The organism is Ruminococcus sp. N15.MGS-57 (genome assembly GCF_000980385.1).
GTDB lineage: Bacteria > Bacillota > Clostridia > Oscillospirales > Ruminococcaceae > Hominimerdicola > Hominimerdicola aceti.
Genome location: NZ_LARF01000049.1, coordinates 1 through 13,544, shown reverse-complemented (window position 1 = coordinate 13,544; position 13,544 = coordinate 1). Strand labels below are relative to the sequence as shown.

The following is a 13,544-nucleotide window of genomic DNA, read 5'->3' as shown; positions in this document are numbered from 1 at the left end:
CAAGGACGCCGCCAGCAATGATACCCACATGATCTGCAATCTGCTGGACTTCTGACAGAATATGGCTGGACAAAATAACTGTAATCCCTTTGCAGGGAAAAGAGCGAATTAACTCTCGAAGTTCCTCAATCCCTAAAGGGTCAAGGCCGTTAGTCGGTTCATCCAGAATCAAAAGCTGGGGACTGTTCAGCAATGCAATAGCAATACCAAGCCGCTGCTTCATACCAAGAGAAAACTGCCCGGCCCGTTTCTTGCCGGTATTCGTGAGCTGGACAATTTGCAATACCTCGTTAATTCGTGCATCGTCCAGGCCGAGCAACGTAGTTCTGACTTTGAGATTTTCGTATGCAGTCAGATTTTCGTAAAGTGGGGGCATCTCAATCAAAGCACCGATATGCTCCAGATCATTCCGCTTCCACGGGTGGCCGTCAAACTCGATGCTTCCCGATGTGGGGCGCAAAATGCCGGTGAGCATTTTTAAGATCGTGGATTTGCCAGCCCCATTCGGCCCCAGCAGACCATAAACCGAGTTGCGCCGGATGTTCAGTGACACATTGTTTACCGCCATTTGCCCCTTGAAATTTTTGCAGAGGTCAGTCGTTTTCAAAATCATATCCATATAATCAAGTCCTTTCTTTGATTTTACGGATAGCATACCGGGCAATTTTGAAGATTTCATAAAGATTCCCGAAAACAGAATATGAACAATACACCGTAACCATGGAGCATATCGCAACAAAGCACCAACCTACGCATTTAGGGCCTTAAAAAGCCCTATATTTCAAGATTTTTCCCTCTAAAACCGCAAAGAAAAGCATTTCCTTGGATTCGTAGAATTTATAGAACGAGCCCTTTGCAATCCCGACCGCCTTCGTCAGCTGCTCTACGGAGGTTTTCTTCATCCCCATCGTGACAGCACAATGTCTCGTTTCCTTCAGCAACGCCTTGCGGAGCTGCTCAGTCTCGTAATCGGTAAAAGCCAAGCCCACGCCCCCTTAAATATGACCATTTTGGTTTATTGGGTCATATTATACCACGCTTCTTTCTGGTTTGCAATGGGTGTAGAGAAAAACATACTCATTTTAACAAAAAACTATTTTCCCTTAACACATTATTTCATGAAGGCGCTCCTCTCCTTTCGGCAAAGAACTGCACCCCCTAAAATCAAAAATGCACCCCCTCCAAACCGTAATTGCACCCCCTTAACGGGTTTCTATCAAAATTAGAGTCATTTGCCAGCAGGTGCGTGCCCCTGCACCTAATTCCGCTATCATTTATGGTAGCGGATTTTTTTGCTCCCGCCCATAGGTATGATACGCTGGGAGGGGTTTGCTACTCGCCGTGACGGGCATTGTCCGTCATGGCTTTTTTGTTATCAAACTTCAGTCCCGCTCAATAAGTTTGTTTGTAAACTTTACAATGTATGGGGCTTGCCCCTGCACCCAATTCCGCCTTACTGTGGTAGGGCGGATTTTTTTGTTGCCGCACAAAATCTTGCATTTCCACCCGAACTGTGTTATAATCCTATATATCAAACATCATAACACGGAGGTCTATCATGTACGAAAATTTTAAATATCTCGACGCTGTTGCACAAAAAGAGATAACCAACGGTGTTTTCTCAGGCTCAGTTCTCAGCGTTATCCATAAAGGCGAAACTGTCTATCTCAAAAGCTTTGGTCTTGCTGACAAGGAGAAAAATATCCCTATGAAAACTGACAGCATTTTCAGACTCTTTTCTATGTCAAAGCCTGTCACAGCCGCTGCCGCAATGATACTTATCGAGCGTGGTCTGCTCGACACTCGTCACCCGCTCAAGTGGTTTATCCCTGAGTTCTCCGACCCTGTGGTTCTTGACGAGAACGGCGAACGTCCTGCTGACAGAGATATAACCATAGGCGACCTGCTCACCATGACTTCCGGTATCCCTTATCCTGACGGCACTCCCGCAGGTCAGAAAATGGGTGCGCTTTGGGGCGAGCAGTCTGAAAAATATCTCAAGGGCGAAAAGCTTCTGGATACTGTGAGCTTCGCAAAGGAAATGGGCAAGCGTCCTCTTATGTTCTCCCCTGGTGAAAAGTGGATGTACGGTGCGTCTGCTGACATCATGGGTGCTGTTATCGAAGTGGTTTCTGGCATGAAGTTCGGAGATTTTCTTAGAAAAGAGATCTTTGAACCCCTCGGTATGAATGATACAGGCTTCTATATCCTAGCGGAAAAGTACAGCCGACTTGCCCAGTGCTATGAATACAAAAATGGCGGAAACGAGCCTTTTACTCACTTCCACCTTTGCCTTACTGATTACACTGTACCTCCTGCCTTTGAGTCGGGCGGAGCAGGTCTTGTTTCCACTGTAGAGGACTATGCAAAGTTTGCCAAAATGCTTATGAACAAGGGCGAGCTTGACGGCGTGAGGATACTCGGCAGAAACACGGTCGATTTCATGACAAGAAACGGTCTTACACCTGAACAGCGCAAGACCCTTAACTGGGACAGCACAAAGGGTCACGGCTACGGTAACTTCATGCGTATCCTTGACGACCCTTCCGCTGCAGGACTTATCCAGTCAGAAGGCTCTTTCGGCTGGGACGGCTGGATGGGCTGTTATTTCAGCCTTGACCCAAAAGAACAGCTCTGCATACTTTATTTTATTCAGCAGACAGGCGCAGGCACCACCGATTCTGCAAGGCGTTTGCAGAACATCGCATGGGGTGCAGTAAAATAAGCAGGGGAGGTCTGAGATTTGAAATTACAGGAAGGCAGATTTATACAAGGGCTTAGAAATATGTTCAGTCTGCGCTGGGATATGGCTGACCCTGATGAGATACATAATACGATAATATCTGGCACAAAGCTTCAGGGTACTAATATGTGTATCCTTATGCTTGCCATACTTATAGCCTCCATAGGTCTGAATATGAACTCCACCGCCGTTATAATCGGTGCTATGCTCATCTCACCTCTTATGGGCGGTATAACAGCCATAGGCTATGGAATCGCCACCAATGACCTGACTCTTTCAAAGGGTGCAGCAATAAGACTTGGCATACAGGTGGTCATTTGCCTTATCACCTCGACTATTTACTTTACTATCTCACCTATCACCACAGCCTCCTCCGAGCTTCTTGCCCGAACCACACCTACAGCGTGGGACGTTCTTATTGCCCTTTTTGGCGGACTTGCCGGCATAATAGGTCAGACCCGTAAGGAGAAAAGCAACGTTATCCCAGGCGTGGCTATCGCAACAGCACTCATGCCGCCGCTTTGTACCGCAGGCTATGGACTGGCAAGACACCGCCTTGACTATTTCGGCGGAGCATTGTATCTCTTTTTCATAAACAGCTTTTTTATCTGCCTTGCGGCTATCGTTGTGCTGAAGCTTTTAAGGCTGCCTCACGGCAACGATATTTCCCCGAAGGCTTTGAAAAAGATACACAGAAATATCGCTTTTATCACAGTTATTACCATGCTGCCTAGTATTTATCTTGGCTATGATATTGTGAAAAAGACAATGGATAACAGCAGTGCAGAGAAGTTTATCACCGAGAATTTTGACTTTGACGGCACTCAGATAGTGCAGAAAACTATAGATACTGATAAACGTATGATAGAAGTGGCACTTCTTGGCAAGAAGATAAGTACTGCCGATACAAAGGCGCTTCAAAGCGAGCTGAAAGCTTTCGGATTGGGAGATTATAAGCTTGTGATAACACAGACCGAGGTGGAAAGCGGTGTTACCGCTGACGAGGTCGAAAAGATGCTTGAAAAGAACGCCGACGATGAGGAAACACAGAACAAGGTGGCACAGGTGCTAGCGCAGAAAGAAAACGACGACCTTAAAGCCGAGAATGAAAATCTGAAGGCACAGCTTGACAGTTATCAGAGCTATGATATCGACATGAGCGATATCGCCGAGGAGCTTGCTATCGTTTATCCAAACATAACAGGTGCGGCAGGCGGTCACATGAGCAGCCATTCAGTAGGCTCGCCCACAACAGTTAATGGCATAGCAGTGGTGCTATATGAGAACAAGGCTCTTACCGATGAACAGCTCAAAACTGTCACAGAGCTTCTGAAAAAACGTCTTGATGTGTCAAACGTCACAGTTATCCAGCAGGTGGAGAAGCAGAAAGATACTACCTCAAAGGCTGAAAGCACCGATAAAAAGAAAAAGAATTGAAAAAATTCTGAAAACCCCTTGCAATCTGAGAAGATGTGTGCTATAATATATTAAAATGTATAATTATGTTTTGGAGGAACAAAAATGAGCGTAATTGAGATCGTTGCAGGCGCACTGCTGATCGTAGCCAGCCTCGTTATCATACTTGTAGTTCTTGCGCAGGACACCAAAGAGCAGGGTCTTACATCTGCTATCGGCGGTGGATATAACGATTCTTTCTATGGAAAGAACGGTTCAAACACCAAGGACGCTAAGCTTAACAGACTGACAAGGATAAGTGCGATACTGATATTCGTGATAACTCTTGCTGTAAATATCATTTATCAGATCAAGAAATAATTGCCCGCCCTGCTCCGTGCAGGGCTTTTTCTTTTGGAAAGTAAAGTAACAGTAAAAAGAAAGGAAATTTATGAAGTTAGATTACAGAAAAATAATATATTCAAAGTTAAAAAAAGCAGGCAAAAAGCCACTGACTTTTAAAGAACTGCTGAGATCATGCAGAGGAAAGGGCTTTGAGTTTGAAAAATTCACAAAAGCCGTTGATAAAATGAAGAAAAACGGCGAAATAATGGAAGACAAGTTCGGCATAAGGCTCGTTGACCCTAAGAAGTTCGTCAAGTGCGAGGTGGTAAGGCTCAATAAGACCTACGGCTTTGTGAAAAATCTTGACACTGACGAAGAAATTTTTGTTGTGGGCAAGTATCTCAAAGGCGCAATGCCACACGATATCGTCCTTGTGAGAACCTTCAAGGGCGAGGGAGCTTGCACCGAGGGCGAGGTCATGAGCATTGTGGAGGAGAATTTTGCTAAGTTCACAGGCGAACTTGTGAGCGAGTTCGGCGTGCTGAAAATCGTCCCTGATATGCTATCAAAATATGCAATGACCTTTGAGAACCCAATGCGTCTTGAGCTTCACGAGGGCGATAAGGTGGTGGCGCAGGTCACAAAGCGTGGAAACAGGCACTCTGAACACGTCTGCGAGATAGTTTCAAGCTATGGAAGCTCAATGAAAGCCTCTGCCTGCGCAATGAGCGTCCTTGAGGTCAATGGTCTGACCCCTGTTTTCCCAAGCGAGGTCATCTATGAAGCTAGTGAAGTGTCCGATTATTCAAGGATAAAAGAGGAGATACCCAACCGCCTTGACCTCCGTGACAAGCCGATATTCACCATTGACGGCGCAGATACAAAGGATATCGACGACGCAATTTCTGTTGAACGAACCAAAACAGGTTATCTCCTTGGCGTTCACATTGCCGACGTTTCCCACTATGTTCAGCCTAAGTCACAGCTTGATAACGAGGCTTTCAAGCGTGGCACAAGCGTTTATTACGCAAACCGAGTTATACCAATGCTCCCTAAGGAGCTTTCAAACGGCATCTGCTCCCTTAATCCGCAGGAGGACAGACTTGCGTTCTCATGTCTTTGTGAACTTGACAAGCAGGGCAATATCACTGAGTATAAGTTTGCAAAAACTGTTATCCGCTCCCGTGTAAAGGGCGTTTATTCCGAGATAAATTCACTTTTGGCAGGCAGTGACGATGCTGAACTTAAAGAAAAATATGCCGAAGTTTCAGGTCAGCTTCCTATTATAAAGGAGCTTGCGGATATTTTGTACAAAAACAAGAAAAACCGTGGCTGTCCTGAGCTTGAAACCTCTGAGAGCAAGCTTATCATCAATGACGAGGATATCTGCGTGGGCGTTGAGAGGCGTACCCGTGGAAGAAGCGAGGAGATAATAGAGGACTTCATGCTTGTTGCAAACGAGTGTGCCGCAAGATTTGGCATGGATAATAACCTTCCGTTCGTTTATCGTATCCACGAAGAGCCGTCAGACGAGAAGCTTGAATCCCTGAGAGAAGCGCTTGTCAAGCTCAACGTCCAGTATAAGCTGGGCGAAAAGGCTTGCCCTGGGGATATGTCGGAGATACTAAAAGCCGCAAAGGGTACTGATATCGACCTTATCATGAACAATATCGTTCTGAGGAGTATGTCAAAGGCAAGATATTCCACCGAGCCTGTGGGTCACTTCGGACTTGCGCTGGAGGATTACGCCCACTTCACTTCACCTATCAGACGTTACCCTGACCTGACTATCCATAGAATAATGTCAGCTTTTCTCAGTGGCAGCAGTGCAGAGGAGTGCGCCACAAAGTTCAACAAGTTCGTTTATGACTCCGCCGACCAGTCCACAAAGACGGAGCTTACCGCAATGCAGGTGGAGCGAAGCTGTGAGGATTGCTACAAGGCTGAGTATATGAACGCTCATATCGGTGAGGAGTTTCAGGGAACAGTGGTTTCAGCTGTTGAGTTCGGTCTTTTTATTGCACTTCCTGACACCTGCGAGGGACTTCTTCACACGGACAATATGCCTGACGGCGAGTATGTCTGCGACGATATGGTGAGCCTGAAAAACCTTACAAACGGCATGGAATATCGTGTGGGCGACCCTATCAGAGTAAAGGTGATAAACGCAAATGTAAATTCGGGCAAGATAGATTTTGCACTTGCTGACGAGGCCTAAAATATGCTTATATAAAAAAATGGCGGTCTTGCACCGTCATTTTTTTTGCAATTCTGAAGAGGCTGGCGCCCTTGACAGCCCGCTTTTCTCGCACGTCACTATTTATGTTGATTTTCACATTGTATAAACATCGCTCGAACTATGTAGGGGACGACACCATCGTCGTCCCGTTCCTTTTGCTCATCTTGTGGTCTTACAAATTTATCGTTTCATGAATTGCATATGTGTACAAAAAAATCGGACAGTCGCACCAAGCAACTGTCCGATAATTTTTTGTATAAATAAATTACTTTGAAAGACCCCAGATATCTCTAGCGTAGTCCTCAACAGAACGGTCTGCGGAGAAAATGCCTGCGCCTGCAATGTTTGCAAGGCTCATCTTCTGCCACTTTGTCTGATCCTTGTAGCACTCAGATGCGTAAGCCTGTGCCTTCTGGTAAGAATCGAAGTCCTTGAGAGCCATGTATGGGTCAGAGTTCTTCAGGCTGTCAGCGATCTCGTTGAACTGCTGTCCGTTGATGCCGTATTGAAGTGTGTCGATAGCCTGCTTAACAACTGCGTTGGAGTTGTAGATGTCCATAGGCTTGTAGCCTGACTTGCAAGCGTTTACCTCGTCAACGTTCATACCGAAGATGATGATGTTGTCGTCGCCTACCTGCTCGTGTATCTCAACGTTTGCTCCGTCAAGAGTACCCAGTGTGATAGCACCATTTATCATAAGCTTCATGTTACCTGTACCTGAAGCCTCTGTACCAGCAAGTGAGATCTGCTCAGAGATGTTTGCCGCTGGCATGAGTATCTCAGAAAGTGATACGTTGTAGTCCTCAAGGAAGATAACGTTGAGCTTCTCGTTGAGCTTTTTGTCCTTTTTCAGTTCCTGAGAAATGTTCCAGATAAGCTTGATGATCTGCTTTGCCATGTAGTAGCCAGGAGCAGCCTTTGCAGCAAAGATGTATGTCTTTGGTACAAAATCAGCGTTTGGATTAGCCTTGAGGTAGTTGTACTGTGCTATGATGTTCAAAGCGTTGAGCTGCTGTCTCTTGTATTCGTGAAGTCTTTTTACCTGAACGTCAAAGATAGAATCAGTGTTGAGAACAACGCCGTACTGATTCTTTACATACTTTGCAAAACTCTTCTTGTTGTCAAGCTTGATTTTTGCAAGTCTGTCAAGAACGTCCTTGTCGTCCTTGAATACAGCAAGCTTAGAAAGCTCAGCAGCATTCTTGAGGAAGCCGTCGCCTATCTTCTCGCAAAGAAGATCTGTAAGACCCTCGTTTGACTGATAGAGCCATCTTCTGTATGCGATACCGTTTGTAACGTTCTTGAACTTTGTTGGTGTGTCAAGATACTCGTCCTTGAATGTTTCCTTCTTGATTATCTCGGAGTGTATCTTTGCAACGCCGTTTACACTGTGGCAAGCGTGTACGCAAAGTGTAGCCATTTTCACCTTGTTGTCCTCAACGATAGACATATGTGAAACCTTAGCCTGATCCTTGTATCTCTCCCAAAGATCCTTGCAGTAACGCTCGTTTATCTCGATAATGATAGAGAAGATTCTAGGGCAAACGCTCTTGAGGAGGTTGCAGTCCCACTTCTCCAAAGCCTCAGGCATTACAGTGTGGTTTGTGTATGCAAATGTGTTTGTAACGATGTGCCAAGCCTTGTCCCATGAATAGCCGCAATCATCAAGAAGAACTCTCATAAGCTCTGGGATAGCAAGTGTCGGGTGAGTATCGTTGATGTGGATAGCTACCTTTTCATGGAGGTTGTCAAGTGTGCCGTAAACGCTCATGTGCTGGTTTACGATATCGCCGATAGAAGCAGCGCAAAGGAAATACTGCTGTCTAAGTCTGAGTGACTTGCCCTCTGCGTGGTTGTCGTTAGGATAAAGCACCTTTGTGATAGCCTGTGAAATGATGTTCTTGCTAAGAGCCTTCTGATAGTCGCCCTGATTGAACATTGACATATCAAAATCAGCCATTTCAGCTTTCCAAAGTCTGAGCTTTGAAACTGCCTCGCTGTTGTAGCCTGATACGAACAGATCGTATGGAACAGCCATAACTGATGTGTAGTTCTCGTGAGTTACGCAGTGATACTGATTGTCCCAGTATTCCTTAAGCTCGCCGTCAAAACGAACCTCGACAGCCTTTGACGGAACAGGAACGAGCCATACAGAGCCGCCCGGGAGCCAGTTGTCAGGAAGCTCGGTCTGCCAGCCGTCCTCCAGCTTCTGCTTGAAGATACCGTATTCATAGCAGATAGAATAGCCTGTAGCATGGTAGCCGTCGGCAGCAAGAGCGTCAAGATAGCAGGCAGCAAGTCTTCCAAGACCGCCGTTGCCAAGACCTGCGTCAGGCTCACACTCGTAAATGCCGTTTATAGAAATGCCCATGTCCTTAAGGACCTTTGTAGCCTGCTTCTGCATTTCAAGGTTATAAAGAGAAGTTTTAAGGCTTCTTCCCATAAGAAATTCCATTGAAAGATAGTAGACCTTCTTCTTGCCCTCAGACTGAGTTTTAACGGTGAACTTTCTTCTCTTAGCTTTAAGAATGCCTACAACGATCTTAGAAAGAGCCTCGTATACCTGCTGATCGGAAGCGTCCTCAGGTGTTGTCTGGAAATCGTTGTGAAGAACGTCAAGAAGCTTTTCTTTAAGTTCCTGCGTGGAAATTGTTTTTTCTACAGCACTATTTGCCATAAATCTTTACCTCCTATATACTTTCAAGTCGAGCTTTGCGCTCTGCACCTTTATTACTGTATTGGCGAAAACGTTTGAGAAATAAGGATAGTTTTCACCTGTTTGGGGGAATAACACGCCCCTGCTCCTGATAATTATACCACAAGCCGACAATTTTTGCAAGAAAAAATGCCAAACGCCCCTAAAATTTAAACACTTTTTACATAGGGCAGGCATATGATTTGTAGAAATCATAGACGCTGATATGCTATTTCTGCAATAGTTGTCATATTATGTTTGGAATATAATACAGGATATTGCATTTGCCTAATTTTATTATATGGTATAGTTGCATAATTGTCAAGGCGTTCAATTGTATAAAATGCTGATTTTGGAAGAATGAACAGCAAAAGGGGACAGTAAGGGCAGTAGTTTTTATATAATCACAAGAATATGAATTTGCTAGGTGGGCATATAGGCCATACGATATGTGTTCAGAAAAAAGTTTACTTACGTTATTTGTAGCAAAAGGCTCAATTTCTATGATGCAGAAATTGAGCCTTTTTATATATTCGTTCGTTTTGATATAATATCTATTCTTCTTCTATCTTTTCTTCAGCCTTTGCAAGCTGTTTCTTGTCAAACACGCTCTTTGCTACCTGAATACCGAACACGATCGCCGCACCGATGATGAAAAATACGATGCTGAATGTGCCGAAAGACATAGGGTCTTTAGGTTCTTTAAGGGTAGTAGGACCTATAACTATGGCGTACAGCGAGCCTATCATCATGCCGATAACGCAGTAGATAGTCTGGCTTCTGAATTTTTCAAGAGCCTTTTTGATAAGCCTGAGAGTAACGAACACTCCAAGGATAATGCCGATACCCAAAGAGCAGAGCAGTCCGAAATACTCAAAGTTCAAATGAAGGAACTCTTTTATTCCCGTGATAACAGGCATATAAAGACCGAATGTGAGAAGTATGGTGGAGCCTGAAATGCCGGGAAGCACCATTGCAGATATTGCGCACATTCCTGCAAGAACAACGAATATCACTGTGCCTATATTCATGTGAGAAACGTCAGCACCACTGCCGGAGGGATTTATAAGGGATATTCCCACAACGATAGCAATGCCGATAACAGCCCATACGATGTTGTAATATTTGCCCTTTATGCTCTCTTTTTCTTCCATTATCATGACAGGTATCGCCAGAATGATAAATCCTAAAAACAGCGAGCTTACCTTGTAGATGCCGCTTTCAAACACGTTTGCAAGAACGCTTACTGCAAGAAGCATACCGATGACCCAGCCCACGCCAAGCTTTATAAGAAAGAAAAATGCTTTTTTACGCTTTGCATTGTCACGCCCCATAATGTCGTTAAGGGAATTTATGAAGCTGTCATAAAAGCCCAGCAGAAATGCTATAGTTCCTCCCGAAACTCCAGGGACGCTGTCCGCAAGAGCCATGCAAAAGCCTCTGAGTGCGTTTATTATCATACTTGTTTCTATGCCTTAAAAGGCATATCCTCCTTCCGTGGTGTTGTCTGCTTTCGTATCAGCAGACTTTTCTTTTGTTCTGATGTAAGCTTTTTCTACCTGTGTCATCAGCTTTCCAAGCTGTGCTTCCTGCTTATCGTCACTAACGAGCGCCGCACTTTTTTCAGCCGAAGCCTTTGCCGCTCTCACATCACCCTGAGCGAGAAAACACTCGCCCTTGTAAAGCTCACTGTTGCACCGAAGCGTCTTGTCAGCGTCACGGCTTTTCTCTGCGCTGTCAAAAAACTTCACCGCCGCTTCAAAGCGTTCGTTGAAATATTCCAGCAGACCAAGGGTGAAAAGCATTTGCCCATTGCGTTTATCGAGAAGACCTCGCTTGAAGTAATGCTCTGCCGAAACAAATATCTCGTTTGCCTGAGAAATATCTCCTGACATGAGTCTGCCGTAAAGAAGCAGTTCAAAATACTTGTTCTGATCTGAGGGGGTAAGCTTATCAAAAGCTATACGGTCAAGTGTGAGAAAACAGTTTTCAAAGCGTTTTTCTGAAATGTAAACAGCGGCAAGCTTCAAAAGCCCGTGACCCTTATCTTTGTTCTGCCTGAGAAGATATTTTTCAAGAAGCTCAAAATATTCGTCACAGCCGCCCTTTTTAGCGTAGAGCCTTTCGAGCTTTTTTATTTTGAAGACCCATATGAAAAGCCCTGCAAGCTCGACGATGCACAGGAATATAAGACAAAGAGGAAGCGCTCTCATAAAAACGTTTATGCAAAACTGCGCTCCATAGCGACAGCCCTTTGAAAGCCATGCAATGCACATCACAGCATAACTTAGCACCAGGCTCAATGCGACAATTAGCCACAAGGTCCTTATAACGCCTTTATGCACCTTGCTCACCTCTTTGTAAATCATATCACATATAAGTAAAAATCAAATGTTGTCTGTGTAAAGAATGGGTAAAAATGTATAAACTGTTCAAAAATTTTTAAATTTAATCTATTGCCGCCTACTGCATATCCTTATTTCTGTTTTTGAGAAGCTTCTGTCTTTTGCGTTCGTGTCTGTCCATAACTATCTTTTCGCAGAAGTCTACGACTTTCTTCATGAAAGGCTTGAAAATGTAGAAAAATTCGCCCTCATAGGTAACGACCTCGCCGTTAAAGCCCTTTTTGAACTTGTATACGCCATAGTTAGGGTTTGTTTCATCGTTGTAGAATGGTATGCCCTGAAAATCATAGATATAGTTTTTGCCCTCCAAAGCCCAGTTTATCATCGTCCACTGCATGAGATAGTTAGGGTAGAGGTTTCTGTGGTGGTTTGCGGAAGCACCGTAAACATAGCAGGTCTTGCCTGCATACTGTGTTGTTACTGCACCCGACAACGGTATCTGCTTGCCGTCCTCGTCAACATAGCACATGAAAAGTCGGCAGTGTTCAGGGCCAAGACCATTGAGCATTTTTACAAAATACTCCTTTGAACGGATAGAGAAGCCATCTCTGATACCTGTTGCCTGCATGAGAGGGTAGAAATCGTCAAGAGCCTCAGTGCCGCAAGCCTTGCAGTAAACGCCCTTTCTAGGGGCTTTTCTGATACGGTTTCTCCAGTCAGGCTTGAAAGTCGCCATGACCTCGTCAGGGGTCTTGCCCTCGATATTTCTGAGCATATAGTTATTACGAGCCTGAATAGTGGTCAGCTCAGCCGCTTTGTGTATGTGCTTGAAGCCCATGTCCTCGATAAGCTTTGTACACTTGTCGTCGCCCTCCTCGAAACAAGGATCCCACATAAACTGGTAGCATTTGTATTTCTTTGCAAGTACTTTTACGCCCTCGAAAAGGTCGGTCATGACCTCTTTATCAGACCAGTCGCAAACAGGGCCATGAGGGGCATACATAAAAGTAACACCGAAAATAGGCACTTTTTTGATTATGATAAGGCAAGTTCCACGGATATTGCCGTCAGCGTCACGAGAGATAACAGCGTCCCAGCCCCAGTTGTCCTTTACCTTCGGCCATTTGAGGGATTGCATGAAATTGCCGTATTTGCTGGTGCCTGCGAACTGTTCATATTCTGCAAGGAGTTTTTCATCGGACTTATTGATTATTTCCATTTTATAAAGATCCTCTCTGTAAGAATTTTTCTGTTATTATGCACTATTTCATTTATTATACTACATATTGAGTGAAAAATCAAGGGGGGAGGGGAGTTTAAGTGAGGAGTGAGTGTAGTGCTACAATAGATATTGGACAAAATTAAGAAAAAAGAAAAGAGAGATAGGCAAAAATCTGATAAAATAAAGTTACCACACAAATACAAATCAGAAAGGAAGCCTATCTCTCATGAATAGTATAACACAAGATATGAAGTTTCGTCAATCCTTAATGAATTACGCAAAGAAATATGGAGTGAGCCGAGCGAGCAGAAAATACAATAAATCACGTTCATATATATATTTCTGGCTGAAACGCTGGGACGGAAGTGTGGAGTCCCTGGCAGTTAAATCACGCCGACCGCATCATCATCCCAACGAGCATACCAAGGAAGAAATAGATCTTATCAAAAGGTATCACAAACGAAACCCAACGCTTGAGCTTCCCGAACTATGGCATCGTCTCAGAAAACAAGGGTATACACGCTGTCTTGAAAGTCTTTACAGGGTTATGAAAAAACTAG

Annotated in this window: 10 protein-coding genes and 1 pseudogene; 5 read left to right on the top strand and 6 right to left on the bottom strand. The window is 44.5% G+C overall.

Translation table 11 applies throughout. The features are described from left to right. Both WS40_RS09345 and WS40_RS09340 read right to left on the bottom strand, forming a co-directional pair. On the bottom strand, window positions 1–619 hold a 619-nt coding region (locus WS40_RS09345), incomplete at its 3' end, for a lantibiotic protection ABC transporter ATP-binding protein (RefSeq protein ID WP_325208512.1). Between the two features lie 145 nt (window positions 620–764). Continuing rightward, the gene (locus WS40_RS09340; RefSeq protein WP_046441800.1) at window positions 765–983 is read right to left on the bottom strand and encodes a TetR/AcrR family transcriptional regulator; all 219 of its coding nucleotides are present in this window, start codon (window positions 981–983) and stop codon (window positions 765–767) included. Between the two features lie 575 nt (window positions 984–1,558). Between WS40_RS09340 and WS40_RS09335 the strand changes: the two genes are divergently transcribed. The 4 genes from WS40_RS09335 to rnr all read left to right on the top strand — a co-directional run bounded on the left by WS40_RS09335 (window position 1,559) and on the right by rnr (window position 6,701). Further along, the gene (locus WS40_RS09335) at window positions 1,559–2,725 is read left to right on the top strand and encodes a serine hydrolase domain-containing protein (RefSeq protein ID WP_046441799.1); all 1,167 of its coding nucleotides are present in this window, start codon (window positions 1,559–1,561) and stop codon (window positions 2,723–2,725) included. Window positions 2,726–2,743: 18 nt separating this feature from the next. Further along, window positions 2,744–4,180 (top strand): DUF389 domain-containing protein, encoded by a 1,437-nt coding sequence (locus WS40_RS09330; RefSeq protein WP_325208511.1) that lies wholly within the window; start codon window positions 2,744–2,746, stop codon window positions 4,178–4,180. An 84-nt stretch (window positions 4,181–4,264) separates the two neighbouring features. Continuing rightward, window positions 4,265–4,519, top strand: coding sequence for a preprotein translocase subunit SecG (gene secG / locus WS40_RS09325; RefSeq protein ID WP_022287545.1), 255 nt, complete (start codon window positions 4,265–4,267; stop codon window positions 4,517–4,519). Between the two features lie 70 nt (window positions 4,520–4,589). After that, on the top strand, window positions 4,590–6,701 hold the full coding sequence (rnr, locus tag WS40_RS09320; RefSeq protein ID WP_046441797.1) for a ribonuclease R: 2,112 nt from the start codon (window positions 4,590–4,592) through the stop codon (window positions 6,699–6,701). A 286-nt stretch (window positions 6,702–6,987) separates the two neighbouring features. Here rnr and WS40_RS09315 read toward each other — a convergent pair whose 3' ends face one another. The 4 genes from WS40_RS09315 to WS40_RS09300 form a co-directional block, all read right to left on the bottom strand. Continuing rightward, window positions 6,988–9,399, bottom strand: a complete 2,412-nt coding sequence (locus WS40_RS09315) for a glycogen/starch/alpha-glucan phosphorylase (RefSeq protein WP_022287542.1) — start codon at window positions 9,397–9,399, stop codon at window positions 6,988–6,990. A gap of 572 nt (window positions 9,400–9,971) precedes the next feature. Further along, window positions 9,972–10,877 carry a DUF368 domain-containing protein gene (locus WS40_RS09310; RefSeq protein ID WP_325208510.1) on the bottom strand — a complete coding sequence of 302 codons (906 nt, stop codon included), beginning with the start codon at window positions 10,875–10,877 and terminating at the stop codon, window positions 9,972–9,974. A gap of 15 nt (window positions 10,878–10,892) precedes the next feature. Further along, window positions 10,893–11,786 carry a hypothetical protein gene (locus WS40_RS09305; protein WP_325208509.1) on the bottom strand — a complete coding sequence of 298 codons (894 nt, stop codon included), beginning with the start codon at window positions 11,784–11,786 and terminating at the stop codon, window positions 10,893–10,895. A gap of 94 nt (window positions 11,787–11,880) precedes the next feature. Further along, entirely contained in the window at window positions 11,881–12,981 is a 1,101-nt protein-coding gene (locus WS40_RS09300; protein ID WP_046441794.1) for a lipid II:glycine glycyltransferase FemX, read from the bottom strand. Between the two features lie 271 nt (window positions 12,982–13,252). Here WS40_RS09300 and WS40_RS09295 point away from each other — a divergent pair. Beyond that, window positions 13,253–13,544 (top strand): annotated as a pseudogene (locus WS40_RS09295) (IS481 family transposase); the annotation flags it as partial.